Source organism: Myroides odoratus, from assembly GCF_001549985.1.
GTDB classification, from domain to species: domain Bacteria; phylum Bacteroidota; class Bacteroidia; order Flavobacteriales; family Flavobacteriaceae; genus Flavobacterium; species Flavobacterium odoratum_A.
Genome location: NZ_LROZ01000013.1, coordinates 1 through 16,111 on the forward strand (window position 1 = coordinate 1; position 16,111 = coordinate 16,111).

General features: G+C 36.5%; 13 protein-coding genes. 10 read left to right on the forward strand and 3 right to left on the reverse strand.

Annotated elements, in window-relative coordinates:
• Nucleotides 1–625 precede the first annotated feature (625 nt).
• From AWV75_RS12890 to AWV75_RS12910, 5 genes are all read left to right on the forward strand, one after another.
• A complete protein-coding gene (locus tag AWV75_RS12890; protein WP_060874773.1) occupies nucleotides 626–1,102 on the forward strand; it encodes a GbsR/MarR family transcriptional regulator in 477 nt (158 codons plus the stop codon).
• Nucleotides 1,103–1,107: 5 nt separating this feature from the next.
• A complete protein-coding gene (locus AWV75_RS12895; protein ID WP_060874774.1) occupies nucleotides 1,108–2,262 on the forward strand; it encodes an efflux RND transporter periplasmic adaptor subunit in 1,155 nt (384 codons plus the stop codon).
• A gap of 3 nt (nucleotides 2,263–2,265) precedes the next feature.
• Entirely contained in the window at nucleotides 2,266–5,409 is a 3,144-nt protein-coding gene (locus AWV75_RS12900) for an efflux RND transporter permease subunit (RefSeq protein WP_060874775.1), read from the forward strand.
• Between the two features lies 1 nt (nucleotide 5,410).
• The gene (locus tag AWV75_RS12905) at nucleotides 5,411–6,820 is read left to right on the forward strand and encodes an efflux transporter outer membrane subunit (RefSeq protein WP_060874848.1); all 1,410 of its coding nucleotides are present in this window, start codon (nucleotides 5,411–5,413) and stop codon (nucleotides 6,818–6,820) included.
• Between the two features lie 313 nt (nucleotides 6,821–7,133).
• Entirely contained in the window at nucleotides 7,134–7,745 is a 612-nt protein-coding gene (locus tag AWV75_RS12910; RefSeq protein ID WP_060874776.1) for a polysaccharide deacetylase family protein, read from the forward strand.
• Here the strand turns inward: AWV75_RS12910 and AWV75_RS12915 are convergent.
• From AWV75_RS12915 to AWV75_RS12925, 3 genes are all read right to left on the reverse strand, one after another.
• Nucleotides 7,740–8,033 carry a thioredoxin family protein gene (locus AWV75_RS12915; RefSeq protein WP_060874777.1) on the reverse strand — a complete coding sequence of 98 codons (294 nt, stop codon included), beginning with the start codon at nucleotides 8,031–8,033 and terminating at the stop codon, nucleotides 7,740–7,742. The two genes, AWV75_RS12910 and AWV75_RS12915, sit on opposite strands and share 6 nt — an antisense overlap.
• Nucleotides 8,034–8,109: 76 nt before the next feature.
• Entirely contained in the window at nucleotides 8,110–9,345 is a 1,236-nt protein-coding gene (locus AWV75_RS12920; protein WP_060874778.1) for a metallophosphoesterase, read from the reverse strand.
• Between the two features lie 205 nt (nucleotides 9,346–9,550).
• Nucleotides 9,551–10,699 carry a hypothetical protein gene (locus AWV75_RS12925; RefSeq protein ID WP_060874779.1) on the reverse strand — a complete coding sequence of 383 codons (1,149 nt, stop codon included), beginning with the start codon at nucleotides 10,697–10,699 and terminating at the stop codon, nucleotides 9,551–9,553.
• A 253-nt stretch (nucleotides 10,700–10,952) separates the two neighbouring features.
• Between AWV75_RS12925 and polA the strand changes: the two genes are divergently transcribed.
• From polA to rpsI, 5 genes are all read left to right on the forward strand, one after another.
• Nucleotides 10,953–13,760 (forward strand): DNA polymerase I, encoded by a 2,808-nt coding sequence (polA, locus tag AWV75_RS12930; protein ID WP_060874780.1) that lies wholly within the window; start codon nucleotides 10,953–10,955, stop codon nucleotides 13,758–13,760.
• Between the two features lie 58 nt (nucleotides 13,761–13,818).
• Nucleotides 13,819–14,151 carry a DUF805 domain-containing protein gene (locus tag AWV75_RS12935; protein ID WP_060874781.1) on the forward strand — a complete coding sequence of 111 codons (333 nt, stop codon included), beginning with the start codon at nucleotides 13,819–13,821 and terminating at the stop codon, nucleotides 14,149–14,151.
• Nucleotides 14,152–14,275: 124 nt separating this feature from the next.
• Entirely contained in the window at nucleotides 14,276–14,839 is a 564-nt protein-coding gene (locus AWV75_RS12940; RefSeq protein ID WP_060874782.1) for a 1-acyl-sn-glycerol-3-phosphate acyltransferase, read from the forward strand.
• Nucleotides 14,840–15,210: 371 nt separating this feature from the next.
• Entirely contained in the window at nucleotides 15,211–15,666 is a 456-nt protein-coding gene (rplM, locus tag AWV75_RS12945) for a 50S ribosomal protein L13 (RefSeq protein ID WP_036462661.1), read from the forward strand.
• On the forward strand, nucleotides 15,666–16,052 hold the full coding sequence (gene rpsI / locus AWV75_RS12950; protein ID WP_060874783.1) for a 30S ribosomal protein S9: 387 nt from the start codon (nucleotides 15,666–15,668) through the stop codon (nucleotides 16,050–16,052). The genes rplM and rpsI overlap by 1 nt, the downstream gene beginning before the upstream one ends.
• The last annotated feature ends 59 nt before the right edge of the window (nucleotides 16,053–16,111 follow it).

Below are 16,111 nucleotides of genomic sequence, written 5' to 3' on the forward strand. Positions count from 1 at the left end.
AGGCTCGAACTCGCGACAACCAGCTTGGAAGGCTGGAGCTCTACCAACTGAGCTACTTCCGCAATTGTGGATGCAAATATAAGGCATTTTTCAAATTTTATGCAAGAAATAAAAAGATATTTTTTTTACGCCCGTTTCATTTTTTTTTCTTCATGCAGAATATCAACGAGATATCCGTAAACAAACGCCTAAAAAAAATCTTTTTTCACCCTGATTTCGCTATAAACCTCTTCTTCTGAACCGCTCCTCTTTCTTTTTTTCATTTACACAACCGCATTTTCCACTAATTCCCTTACCATTTTCCATGACGAACGGCGTTTAAATCAACCTTTTTTCCAAAACTAAAACCCTTCTAGAACCCCTTTTAACTTGTCAAATACGCAATTTTATCGAACATACTACATTCATAAAACTAAAAAAAAGAAATATTTTTTGCGATTTTAAAGCTAAAATGTTCAAAATAAAAAACAAAAAAAACCTTCTCACCCCTTTTTAACATTGACTTTCTACATTATTTAGACGACGTCCACATAATTTAAGAGAACTTTAAGTTTGTTTGGTTCGGAAAGAACAAAACTAACACTATCTTTGCCGTGTATAATTATTATTAAGAGTTATTTCCATAATGCAATACGATCAAAGATTAGTCGATTTGTTTCAAGACTTCTGTGCACATCATGAAGTAGTCTATCATTTCTCGCCTCTTACGGCTCAGATCTACACCTACATCATGTTCAATAACAACAGAGACGGCGTTACATTTGACGAACTTGTTGAACGGCTAAACGCGAGTAAGAGTTCCGTATCGACGAGTTTAAATTTACTAATCAGCAACAATCAAATCGAACATTTCAATAAGATTGATGAGCGGAAGCGATTTTTTCGTTTAAACTCTAATTTTATTACAACGCGATTGGAGTTGATTAAGAACATGTTAGACAGAGAATCAACCTTAACACTCAAACTTAAAGGTTTTGTTGAAGAAGGATTAATTAATTCCAACAACTGTCAAGCGAAGATGAAGCTCTACATTGAGCATTTAGAAAACAGTAAAGTTCAGTTAACAAACACAATAGAAAAATTAAAAAGTACAAACCAGTAATTTATATGAAACGTTATTTGCATACTATCGTTCTTGGTTCTCTTTCTTTGGCCGTAATTTCATGCGGTAAAAAAGAGCAAGCACAAGGAGGGCAAGGTCCAATGCCATACAAAGTTGTTCAAGTTCCTACACAAGATATTGTGGGTTACACTGCGTACCCTACTTCTCTTCAAGGTAAGGTTACTAGTAGCGTTCGCGCGAAAATAACAGGATACATCCAAGAGGTATACGTGGATGAAGGAGCAACTGTAAAAAAAGGACAACCTTTATTTCGCCTAGAGACTAATATTTTATCTCAAAATGCAGATGCTAGTAAAGCAGCTATTAAAACAGCTGAAGCACAAGTAAATGTGGCTCAAGTAAACGTAGATAAATTAGTTCCCTTAGTTCAAAAAGGAATTATTAGTAATATTCAATTAGAAACAGCAAAAGCAAATTTAGCTAGTGCACAAAGCCAATTGGCTTCTGCTAAAGCCAATTACAATAGTGTTGTGGCTAATATTGATTTCTCTATTGTGAGAAGTCCAATTGATGGTATTGTAGGAGCCATTGCTTTCCGTGAAGGAACTTTAATTTCACCAAGCGACCCTACTCCATTAACAACAGTTTCTGATGATAGTGAGGTATTTGCTTATTTTTCAATGAATGAGAAAGAGTACTTCAACTTCTTAGAAAAAATTCAAGGGAATAGCCTAAAAGAAAAACTAACACACTTACCAGAGGTAAAATTGCAGTTAGCTAATGGTACTACCTACGAATACGCTGGAAAAATTGAGACAATCAGTGGACAAATTAATACGGCTACAGGTACGGTTCAAGTACGTGCTGCCTTCCCGAACAAAGACAGAATCTTAAGTACAGGAAACAGTGGTACCCTATTAATTCCACAAACGTATAAAGACGCTACTGTTGTTCCAGAATCAGCGACATTCGAACAACAAGGACAAGTGTATGTGTACAAAGTAGAAAATGATACAGTTAAAGCGACACCAATTGAAGTAGTGGATCGCGTAAACAAGTTAGCAGTTGTAAAATCAGGGCTTGAAAAAGGGCAAACTGTTGTAGGTACTGGATTGGGTACATTGCGCAATGGTTCAGCTATTACACCAGCTCCAACTTCAATTGAAGAGATTAACAACAGCATCAAACCAACATTCTAAACTATGTTAAAGACATTTATTGAAAGACCTGTTCTATCGACAGTTATTTCTATCTTAATAGTAATCTTAGGGGTGCTGGGATTAACCGCACTTCCTGTAACGCAATATCCAGATATTGCGCCTGCAACAGTACAGATTAACGCCAGTTATCCTGGAGCGAATGCTGAGACTGTAATGCAAAGTGTTATCATTCCGATTGAAGAACAAGTAAACGGGGTGGAAAACATGGATTACATTACTTCTACAGCCAGTAATGATGGTAGTGCAAGTATTCAAGTAATCTTTAAACAAGGGGTAGACCCGGATATTGCAGCAGTAAACGTACAGAACCGTGTGGCACGTGCCACACCGCTTTTACCGGCAGAGGTAACGCGTTCAGGGGTAACCACACAGAAACAACAAACGAGTGCGTTGATGTTCCTTTCGTTCTACTCTGAAAATCCAAATTACGACGCGATTTACATTCAAAACTACATGAATATTAACGTTATTCCTGAGTTAAAACGTGTAAGTGGTGTTGGAGATGCATCAGCTTTTGGTTCGCGTAACTACTCGATGCGTATTTGGATTGAACCATCAAAAATGAAAGCCTATGGCTTAGTTCCTTCAGATGTTGTTCGTGTATTAAACGAGCAAAGTTTGGAGGCCGCTGCAGGACAATTGGGTGAAAACAATGCGGAAGCATTCCAATATGTTATCAAATACAGTGGTAAATACAAAACACAAGAGCAATATGAAAATATTGTTGTGAAATCATTGGCTAATGGACAAGTTTTATTACTAAAAGACGTAGCTAAAATCGAATTAGGTGCGATGTCTTATGTAGGAAACTCAGAATTAGACGGACACCCAGCGGTTGCTATGGCGATTTATCAAACGCCAGGATCAAACGCTCAAGAAATTAACAAGCACTTACATGCTGAATTAGAATCCTTATCTAAAAGTTTCCCTGAGGGAATTCACTACAAAGTATTGATGGATACCAACGAATTCTTGGATGCATCAATTAGTAAAGTAGTTACTACCCTAATTGAAGCGTTTATCTTAGTATTCTTCGTAGTATATATTTTCTTACAAGATTTTAGATCGACATTAATTCCATTAATTGCGGTACCTGTTTCGATTGTAGGTACGTTCTTCTTCTTGAATGCATTTGGATTCTCGTTGAACTTACTAACGCTATTTGCCCTCGTACTCGCCATCGGGATTGTGGTGGATGATGCCATCGTTGTGGTGGAGGCCGTCCACGCCAAGATGGAAGCCACAGGAGAGGATGCATTAGAAGCGAGTAAGAGTACGATGGATGAAATTTCTGGTGCGATTATCTCTATTACCTTAGTAATGGCGGCGGTATTTATTCCCGTAACGTTTATTAGTGGTCCAACAGGGGTATTCTATAAACAGTTCGGTATTACGCTTATTATTGCGATTTTAATTTCGGCTGTAAACGCCTTGACATTGAGTCCAGCTTTATGTGCGGTATTCTTGAAACACCACGATGTAGTGGATAATGGAAAAAGAAAGAATTTACTTCAACGTTTCTTTAGAGCGTTCAACATTGCGTTTAACAGTATTACAGAGCGTTATGGTAATTCATTCAAATTATTATTAAAACACAAGTGGTTAACGTTTCTTGTTTTACTAGTGTGTTTAGGAGTTACGTATTATTCAGCGAAAACAATGCCTACAGGATTCGTACCAAACGAAGACCGTGGATTTATTATGGGTAATATCGAATTGCCAGCAGGTGCTTCTCAAGACCGTGTAGTAGCCATTCAGAGAGAATTCTCTAAAATTGTAGAACAAATTCCAGGTGTTGATGGGGTAACTGTAGTATCAGGATTCTCTTTCATCAACGGTCAGGGATCTAACTACGGTATGGCCATGATTAAGTTGAAAGACTTTAAAGAAAGAAAAGCGCCAGAATTAGCTACTGATGTGGTAATTGGAAAATTATTCGGTATAGCAGCGACACAATTCCAAGATGCAAGAATGATTTTCTTCCAACCGCCAAGTATTCCTGGTTTCGGTATGTCATCTGGTTTTGAGTTAAAATTATTGGACAAAACAGGAGGTTCTTTAACCGATTTTGATACAAAATCAAAAGAATACTTAGGAGCCTTAATGCAACGTCCTGAGATTATGTATGCGCAATCGTCATTTAATACGAACTACGCACAGTACGAGTTAGACTTAAATATTCCGAGAGCTAAAGAATCAGGTGTATTAGTAAGTGATATTTTCTCTGCTTTACAAGGATATATTGGAGGTATTTATGCGGCTGACTTTACTCGTTTTGGTAAACAATTCCGTGTAATGGTTCAATCTTTACCAGAATATCGTTCAAATGTAAATAGCTTAAATGAAATTTATGTAAGAACAGGTTCAGGTGAAATGGCTCCTATTACGCAGTTTGTGAACTTAACAAAAGTATATGGACCGCAATCAATTAACCGTTACAACTTATTTACCTCATCGAATATTACAGGTGCACCAAAACCTGGATTCAGTTCAGGGGATGCGATTAAAGCCGTTCAAGAAGTTGCACAACAAAACCTTTCATCAGGTTATGGTATTGACTTTACGGGATTATCTCGTGAGGAGATTAGCGCAGGTAACCAAACTGTACTTATTTTCTTCTTGTGTGTGGTATTCGTTTATTTCTTATTATCTGCACAGTATGAAAGTTATATGTTGCCATTTGCGGTAATCTTATCTTTACCTACAGGTATTATGGGAGCGTTCATTGCACAAAAGGTAGCAGGATTAGAAAACAATATTTACTTCCAGATTGCCCTGGTCATGCTTGTTGGACTACTCGCGAAAAATGCCATTTTAATTGTGGAGTTCGCCGTTCAACGTAGAAGACATGGTGAATCGATTGTAGAATCAGCGATTAATGGAGCAAAAGCACGTTTAAGACCGATTCTAATGACTTCATTCGCGTTTATCTTAGGATTAATGCCATTGGTATTTGCTGGTGGAGTAGGTTATATCGGAAACCGTTCAATTGGTACAGGTGCAGCCTTCGGTTTATTGATTGGTACTATCATTGGAGTATTTGTAATCCCAGTATTATATGCAATATTCCAATATCTTCAAGAGAAAATTAAACCAATTAAATTTGAAGAAATTAAGTCTGAATAACATGAAAAAACAATATATATACAGAGCGATTCCTGTTGCAATATTAGGGCTTACCATGCAATCATGTATAGTTGCAAAAAAATATGATAGACCCGACGTTATTCAAGAGGAACAATATAGAGGTAGCAATACAGCAGACTCTCTTTCCATGGCAGCCATGTCATGGAAGGAGTTGTTCTCTGATCAAACCTTGATTCAACATATCGAAACAGGGTTAGAGAATAACTTAGATATGCTTATTGCTATTGAGAACATTAACGCAGCGCATGCTTATATGCAACAAGGAAAATGGGGGTTTGCTCCTACCTTGAGTGTTGGCGGAAATTATACCCATAGTATTCAATCAAAGAATACGCCGATGAGTCAAATCATGGGAGGTGGAGATAGAATCAAAACAGACCAAGTAGATATCACAGGGCAATTTGCATGGGAATTAGATGTATGGGGTAAATTAAGAAGTAACAAAAGAGCTTTTGTTGCGAGCTATTTACAAACCGTTTCAGCTCAACAAGCCGTAAAAACACAATTAATTTCAACTATTGCTACCACTTATTTTCAATTGGTTGCTTTAGATAAACAAAAAGAGATTACGGAACTTACAATTGCCAATAGAAAAAACAGTTTGGAAACGATTCACGCATTAAAAGAATCGGGACAAGTGGACGAAATTGCGGTAAAACAAACGCAAGCGCAATTGTATAATGCTCAAGCGTTGTTGGTTGATTTGAACAATAACATCAAATTAACTGAAAACACGTTCAGTATTTTATTAGGTCAAACACCTGGTGAAATCAAAAGAGAAAAACTAAGCAACCAAAAAATCAATGCTGATTTATCCGTTGGTATTCCAATGCAGCTATTGAGTAATCGTCCTGACGTTAGAGCAGCAGAATATGGTTTAGTAAACGCATTTGAAATGACAAATGTTGCTAGAGCAAACTTCTTTCCATCTTTTCGCTTAACAGCTAATGGAGGGCTTCAAAGTACAGATATTGACAATTTATTCAATGCAAGTTCTTTATTCGGTAACTTTATTGGAGGTTTAACTCAACCTTTATTAAACGGTAGACAAATTAGAACCCAACACCAAGTAGCTCAATCTAAAAAAGAACAAGCGTATTTAGGTTATAAGAAAGCAATCTTAACAGCTTCTAAAGAGGTATCTGATGCGTTGTATACGTATGAAAGTGCTTCTGAAAAATTAGATTTAAAGAAAAAAGAATACGAAGCTTATCAATTAGCAACTACTTATTCTGAAGAATTATTAGTGCAAGGTATGGCAACTTATCTAGATGTATTAACCGCTAGAGAAAGTGCGCTTGCTGCTGAATTAAGCTACATCAACACAGAATTGACTCAATTGACTACTTTAGTTCAGTTGTATCGTTCATTAGGTGGTGGATTAGAATAGAACACTCCAACACACACATCCATAGTTAAAAATAGCAGTGAGCAAAAGCTTACTGCTATTTTTTTTGATATCGTATCGAGGTTTGGGCTTTGCTTTTTGTGAGATCTGTGCTTCGTGAGACCTGTTCTTTGTAAGGTTTGTACTTTGTGAGGTTTGTACTTCGTGCGATTTGTACTTTGCGAGGTTTGGGCTTCGTGAGATTTGCCTAACCTGACTTCTTCTCACCACCTAACCATCTCACCATCTCACCATCTCACCATCTAATCTTCTCATCTCTTCCAAAAAAACTAGCCAATTTTCTTATCTTTGAATTATGCGAATCCTTCCTTTTCTCTTTCCTCGTTATACTTGGCAAAAATCCAAGCAAGACAAAGTGATTTATCTCACCTTTGACGACGGTCCTATTCCAGAAGTAACGGAATGGGTATTGGATGTATTACAGCAGCAGCAGATTCCTGCTACTTTTTTTTGTATTGGAGATAATATTAGAAAGCATCCAGCTATCTTTCAGCGGATCATAGCAGAGCAGCATCGCATTGGCAACCACACCTTCCACCATGTAAAAGGATGGGAAACGCCCCTTGAAGATTATATAGCAAATGTCAAACAGTGTCAACAAGAGATTGTCAAACACCACAAAGAAGGAACTTCTTTATTTCGTCCACCGTATGGAAAAATAACGAAGAAACAAGCAAATTATTTATTGAACCAGGGATATGAGATTATCATGTGGTCTATTATCACCAAAGACTACGAAGCAGATTTAAGTCCGCAACAATGTCTAAAGCGCACAATTAAACGGATTACACCTGGTAGCATAATCGTTTTTCACGATAGTTTAAAAGCTGAAAAAAACATGAAGTATGCACTTCCTTTGCTTCTTGAGTATTTGAAGAAAGAAGGCTACTCCTTTGCAACTTTATAGGGTTTGAGTTACGCTGAGTAAGGCTTCTGTTTCCATTACGCCGCTTTGTCTCCAAATCATGGCTCCTTTTTTGTACAACAACATCGTAGGAACTTTCTTAATGCGCAACGCATCGATTAACTCATTATTTTTAGCTACATCAATTTTTACGATACGCAATTGATCTCCCATAGCAGCTGCAACTTCATAGATTACAGTGTCCATAGCCGTACATGCTTCATTCCATTGGGCATAAAAATATACTAATACAGGTACTTCTGCTGTTACTAAATCTCCGAATTTTGACATAAATCTCTCAGTTACTGATTTTACTTATTCTTTAACAACTTATTCTTACAAAAATATTACATTTTATCAAAATAAACTATTTTTTCTTGCGCAATTCGAGAACCGTTATCTCTGGCCAAATCCCAGTTCGTCCTTGGTAGGCATGATAACCAAATCCTCGATTCACATAGATCATTTTTCCCATCTTTTCATACAGTCCTGCCCATTGTTTATACACGTATTGAATCGGGCTCCATTTAATAAAACCGGGGATTTCTATTCCAAACTGACTACCATGAGTATGTCCTGCTAAGGTCAACTGGAAATTTTTAGGGTGATCCAATACTTTAGCTTCCCAATGGGAAGGGTCATGCGATAATAAAACTTTAAAATCCTCCGCTGTTACCCCTACTGTCGATTGATCTAAATCGCCATATTTCATAAAATGAGCGCGTTCTCCCCAATTCTCTACTCCAACAATAACAAGGCTATCTTCACCTTTTTGCAAGCGTACATGTTCATTGCGCAATAACTTCATCCCAATAGCTGGGCTCAAATTACAAATGGCTTGAAAGTTGCGTTCGCGTTCTTCATCCGTTTCCCATTGGATGTATTCTCCATAATCGTGATTCCCTAAAATGGAATAATTGCCAAAGGGATGTTGTTCAATCTTTTGAAACACATCCAACCAAGGCGTCATTTCACCTGCTAAACTATTGACTAAATCCCCAGTGAATAACAAGACATCCGACTGTTGTTGATTGACTAAATCAATAGCATATTCTAATTTTTCTCGGTTGTCAAAACTACCAGAATGAATATCGGATAGTTGTGTGATAGTAAACCCATCAAAAGCCTCTGGTAAATCTTCAAAAGTCAAGATGTGTTTATGTACCTGAAACTTGTAGCGTCCGATTGTAATTCCGTGTAATACAGAAATAAAGGGAATTGCTGCAATTCCAAACGCAAGTTGGGTAATGAATTTTCGTCTTTCTGGAAGGAATCTATCTTTTCGCGTTATTTTCTCTCTTTTAAAATAGTGTAGGATCCCGCGAAGTACGCGTACAAAATCCTCTAAAAGCAACAATATTGTAATTAATACTTTCGGTAAGTAAACTAAAATAACCAACGCAGCAGCCAACATCGATTGGTGGTTTTGTCCAGATGAACGATCAAAACGAGAAAATCCATAGGCAATATAAGCCACAATCAAGGCAGAGCAGATAAAATATAGTATTCGAAAAAATTTATGGCGTGTCAACTGTTTTACCGCTTGAAAGGTATAAAATTCAACAAGCAATAAAACAGGGAGTAAGAATGCTAAATTCAACATAGTAAAAGGCTATAAGTAACAAAGTTAGTTTTTTGTATAACGTATCAAAATATCTTTAACAAAGATTAATAACCTTCAAGCAAAAACTGCGATTTTTCTCCTTTTTATAAACAAAAAAAGGCAAATACAAGAAATTTTGCATTTGCCTTTCATCCTATACTAAACACAGAGAATTTTAATCTTCCCCTTTAGTTTACCTTATTTTTTATGGTCTAGGTTCACCCTTTACAGGTACACCTTCAAATTTAGCTTTGAAACGCTTGGTTACATCGCTTTTTCTCACCATTTCTATTTCCACTTTATAATCTGTAGCAGATGTTTTCGCGATTCTAATTTCGCCATAATCGATATCTGTATCCAAAGCATTTGTCTCTTTATTCATAATCTTGAAGGCTTTAGCTACTTCATCAGCTCCTGGTCTACCTGGCCCCTGACTCGCATTGCGGATATAACGTCCTTCTTTTAATACATCTTCTTCTGCTTGAGCTGCAGCAACAGTAAATTGCACCTCCCATTGATCATTAGACAGATATAAATAATAGGCTACTGTATGCCCTACTTCATCTCCAACAAAATTCATGTTGGTCATTATTTGCAGTTCTTCATCAATAGGAGCTTCCGACTCCTCTTTTGTACGTGCTTCTTCCTGAACAAGTAGATGAATATCCGTTGCAGAGATTCCCGCAACATAAATGATATAATCGGTATTTGGTTTTGCTACTTTAGGTTTCAATGTACTAGGTCCATCTACCTTTACAATAGAAAAACCTTCTTCTAACACCTCTTCCGCTGTCATTGTTCTTCCTTCCATTGTACTTTTCTCAACAATCATATAACGCATTTTTACTGCACCTGTTGGGTTTACTGTAAAAATTACGCGTTCATGTGTTGCATCAACATCGGTAATAGAAATAGCGATATCAATTGCTTTTTTTGTTTTAAAAGCAGTGCCTTTCTCATCAAATGTAACGACATCTTCTTTATTTAAAGCTAGGGCATATAACACATATTCTTTATCTGCTTCTAATTCTTTTACAACTTGTTCTGCCTTAGCATCAGCCACTAATTTTCCTTCTTCCCTTACTTGTTTCGCTGTTACAGCAAGATTTTTTTCTTGAATTAAATAGTAAATTTTCTCTGCACCCGTAGCTTCAAACTTAAACGTAACGGATTCTTCTTCTACCGTCACAACCTCCACTTTCAACGTTGCTTTCTCTGCTGATTCTCCTGGTTCTTCTGGCCCTGGATTTACTTTTATAAGGTAATTATGGTCATCACTCGAACAACCTACAGTAGTAAGTAATCCTGAAGTAATCAACGCCAAAACCCCTAATTTAAGGTGAAAATTTTTCATAATATTTTTTTTTTAAAAATAAACAATACACAATTGTATCAATAAAAATGCAATAAAACTAAATTTAAAAACAAAGAATGACCTAATTCACAAAATAATACAAAACCGAATGACACACCACAGCAACTTTCTTCCATAACATCCCATTTACTCCTACAGAAAGGACTGTATTCCCTTTACACTTATTCACCCGTAGAAAAAACAAAATCACTATCTTTGAAATTAATTCAGTATTAAATAAAACCATCATTCAATGGCTCAACAAAAACGTCTTTTTTTATTAGACGCCTATGCTTTAATTTTTAGAGGCTATTATGCGCTTATTAAAAACCCAAGAATCAATTCTAAAGGATTAGATACCTCTGCTATTTTAGGATTTATGAATTCCCTTTTGGATGTAATCAAAAGAGAGAATCCAGATCATTTAGCTGTTGCTTTTGACAATGGGGGGAGTAAAGATCGCTTAGCCATCTTTCCTGAATACAAAGCCAATCGCGATGTAACACCTGAAGCAATTAAAATTGCGGTTCCTTACATCAAGGAAATTTTAAAGGCGATGCATATTCCCATTATTGAAGTTTCAGGTTTTGAGGCAGATGATTTAATTGGAACGATTTCTAAACAAGCAGAAAAAGAAGATTTTATGGTGTATATGGTTACACCAGATAAAGATTACGCACAGCTTGTTTCGGACAATATTGTCATGTACAGACCTGCTCGAATGGGCAACGGTATTGAAATTTGGGATGTTGAACGAGTAAAAGAGAAATTCGAAGTAGATCATCCTGAACAGGTAATTGATTTTTTGGGGATGATGGGAGATGCTGTAGACAATATTCCAGGATTACCTGGCGTTGGTGAAAAAACGGCAAAAAAATTCATCAAAGAATATGGTTCGATGGAAAACCTTTTAGCTCATACCCATGAACTAAAAGGCAAAATGAAAGAAAACATCGAAGCAAATAAAGAGAAAGGTTTACTTTCTAAAAAACTAGCTACGATTATCTTGGATTGTCCTGTCACTTTTAATGCGGACAATTATATTTTAGAACAACCAGATGTTGAAAAAACAGATGCATTATTCATTGAGCTGGAATTCAGAAGAATGAAAGAGCAATTTGACAAGATTTTTTCTTCAAGTCCACAACCAGTCCCTGCAACTACAACTGTAACATCCTCTCTTGCCCAGGAAGAACAATTTTCGTTGTTTGAAACTGGAGAAGGAAGTGGTGCGCAATCCCCATACCAAACGTTAGAAACCACACAGCATGTTTATCAATTGGTTCAGTCACCAATGGCTATTCGTTTGTTAGCGCAGCAATTAATGCAACAACAAAGTGTTTGTTTCGATACAGAAACTACCGGTTTGGATCCCTTAACTGCGGAATTGGTAGGACTCGCATTTTCGTATGATAAAGGAACGGCATACTACGTGCCTTTATCTGAAAATAAAACAGAAGTATTAGCGACATTAGAACATTTCAAGCCTTTCTTTGAATCTGATAGCATTGAAAAGATTGGACAAAACTTGAAATACGACATCAAAGTTTTAAAACAATATGATATTCAGGTGAACCATCCCCTGTTTGATACCATGATTGCCCATTATTTGATCAATCCAGATATGCGTCACAACATGGATGTATTGGCTGAGACTTATCTGAATTATACGCCTCAACCAATTGAATCCTTAATTGGAAAAAAAGGAAAAAATCAGAAATCAATGCGAGAGGTAGAAGTTGAATTAACCAAAGAATACGCAGGAGAAGATGCGGATGTTACCTTTCAATTAAAACAAGTATTCTTACCGCAACTGGAAGCCACTCAAACGGCACAATTATTTAGAGAAATTGAAATTCCTTTAGTTTCAGTACTAGCTGATATGGAAAATGAAGGGATTCGCTTAGACGTTGATTTCCTACACACTTTATCTACTACATTAGACAGCGATATTAAACAATTAGAGCAATCTATTTACGAAACAGCAGGAGAAACGTTCAACTTAGCATCACCCAAACAACTAGGAGATATCCTATTTGAAAAATTACAGATTGGCGGATCTAAACCGAAGAAAACAAAAACAGGACAATATGCAACTGGGGAGGAAATTCTGAGTGATTTAGCACCTAAACACGCTATTGTGCAAGATATTTTGAACTGGCGTCAATTGATTAAGCTTCAAAACACCTATGTAGATGCATTACCGAAGCAAATCAATCCAGTAACGAATCGCGTGCATACAGAATATATGCAAGCTGTAGCAGCAACTGGACGTTTGAGTTCAAATAATCCCAATTTACAAAATATCCCGATTCGTACCGAACGCGGGCGCTTGGTACGTAAAGCATTTGTTGCGCGCGATGAAAATTACGTTTTATTAGCGGCGGATTACTCTCAAATTGAGTTGCGCATTATTGCAGCATTGAGCGAAGAGCCCAATATGATTGAATCCTTCAAAAATGGAGAAGATATTCACCGTTCAACAGCAGCACGTGTATTCAATGTTCCATTAGAAGAAGTGACCAAAGAACAACGAAGTCATGCTAAAACGGTCAACTTTGGAATCATCTATGGTGTTTCTGCCTTTGGATTGAGCAATCAAACGAATTTATCTCGTGCAGAAAGTAAAGAATTGATTGATACCTATTATGAAACCTATCCAAAACTAAAAGACTATATCGCACAACAAATTGAGTTTGCGCGCGAATATGGTTATGTACAGACGATTTTAGGCAGAAGAAGATATTTAAAAGATATCCATTCCCAAAATGCCGTTGTGCGCAGTGCGGCAGAGCGAAATGCAGTCAATGCGCCTATTCAGGGAAGCGCAGCAGACATTATTAAAATTGCGATGATTCGCATTCACAAGCGACTAGTCAGCGAACAATGGAAATCGAAGATGCTATTACAAGTACACGATGAGTTGGTTTTTGATGCGTACAAAGAAGAATTGGATGCGTTAAAAACCATGGTAAAAGAAGAAATGGAAAGTGCTTTCAGCTTAGCAGTACCCTTAGTTGTTGATTTAGGAATTGGCGAAAATTGGCTGCAAGCACATTAATAAATCGTAATTCATAATAATTTATGTAAATTTGGTAAAATTTTAAAAAAGAAAATTTATGATTAATTACTATGTTTTCGTATTAAAAAACTACGCAAACTTCAATGGTAGAGCAAGAAGAAGCGAGTTTTGGTATTTTACGCTAGTCAATCTTATTATTTCATTTGTACTAGGTTTTATCAGTGGGTTATTATTTGATTCAGCTTTACTTGGTAACATTTACAGCTTGGCAGTATTACTACCTACCATAGCAGTTGCTATTCGAAGAATGCACGATATCAATAAAAGTGGATGGTTTATTTTAATCCCTATCTACAATATTGTCTTAGCGGCAACAGAAGGCGATAAAGGCGACAATGCATATGGAGCAGATCCAAAAGCAAACGCTTAAAATGGTATACACAATAAAAACAAAAAGGTTATTCCGCTGGAATAACCTTTTTTTATGACTTGCGTTAAAATCGAAATAGTTCCAAATTAAAAACTATTTTTGTACTTCATTTTAAATCAAGACCATGAAGAAATTATTGGGCAAATTCATGTTAGGCATCACAGGTTGGAAGCTCGTCGTTCACGACGAATCTTTCAAACAAGAAAAAAAAGTTATTTTGATCTGTGTGCCCCATACCACCAATTGGGATTTTTACTACAGTCTTGCTTGTTTTTGGATTTTAGGTATGCCTTTTAAAATCTTCATCAAAGATTATTATACCAAATCGTGGTTTGGTTTTTTCTTCAAAGCGATTGGCTGCATTGGAGTAGATCGTACAAAAAGTCAGAATTTAGTAGAATATGCGGTTCAAATTATTGAAGAAGCAGATGAGATTGCCTTGATCAATACCCCTGAAGGCACCCGTTCCTTTTCGCCTAAATGGAAACAAGGTTTTTATCACATTGCAAAACAAACCAATATCCCCATTGCTTTATGCTATGCAGATTACAAAAAAAAGGAATGTGGAATCATGAAATTAGTACGGGTAGAAGACAAATCCTTTGAAGCTTTATTGGATGAGATTGCCCCTTATTATAGTCCAGCGATGGCAAAATATCCTGAGAATTACAATCCTAAGTTGTATTAACAACATATTCCCATAAAAGCAGGGTGTTTTTCTCCTCCTCCTCCTTCTTTCAATCCTTCATCGGTTTACAACGTCACTATGCTAGAAAGTAAATTCACAAATGAAGAAAAGACCTAAGTTTGAAAGAATTAGAAGCTTATACATGCGAAACCCCTGAATAAGTATCCTTCATTTTAGAGAATATCCCATTTTTTTCTTTGTTTTTGCAAGCAAAAAAACAAGCGTTCTTGTATTCAAACAAATTACAACTCAGCTTGTTAAAAGCAAATAAAAGCAAAAAACAGTGGTATGGATTTGTATAATAAAAGAAATTATGTAATTTTGCACTCCCTTTATTGGGAATGGAATGTTTAATTAAATACAAAATTATTGTGGAAAGTTTAAGCTACAAGACTGTATCAGCAAACAAAGCAACTGTTCAAAAAGAATGGTTAGTTGTAGATGCTGAAGGCCAAAATTTGGGTCGTCTTGCTTCTAAAGTGGCAACACTTTTAAGAGGTAAACACAAGACAAATTACACGCCGCACGTAGACTGTGGAGACAACGTAATCGTAATCAACGCAGAAAAAATCAACCTAACAGGTAACAAATTAGATGACAAGACTTACATCCGTCACACAGGTTACCCAGGAGGACAAAGATCTTTAACTGCTAAAGTAATGCAACAAAAAAATCCTGCATTATTAGTAGAGAAAGCAATCAAAGGGATGTTGCCTAAAAACAAATTAGGAGCACAATTATTCCGTAATTTAAATGTTAATGTAGGCGCTGAGCACAAACATGGAGCTCAACAACCTAAAGCCGTTAATTTAAACGAAGTTAAGTAATGGGAGTTATTCACAAAATCGGTAGAAGAAAGACCGCTGTTGCTCGTGTTTATGTTTCAGAAGGAACAGGAAACATTACAGTAAACAAAAAAGATTTTAAAATTTATTTCCCTACAGGTACATTACAGTACAAAGTATTACAGCCTCTTACACTTACTGAGAACGCTGAGAACTTTGACATCAAAGTAAATGTATATGGTGGAGGAACTACAGGACAAGCTGAGGCAGTGCGTATGGCAATTGCTAGAGCGATGTGCGAAGTTGATGTTGAGAACAGAGCTGTTCTTAAACCAGAAGGATTATTGACTCGTGACCCTCGTATGGTTGAGCGTAAGAAATTCGGTCAGAAGAAAGCTCGTAAGAGATTCCAATTCTCTAAACGTTAATATTTATTTATTATTAAAAAATCTAGGTTTTTGTTGCGCACTTGCATTTTTTGTAAGAA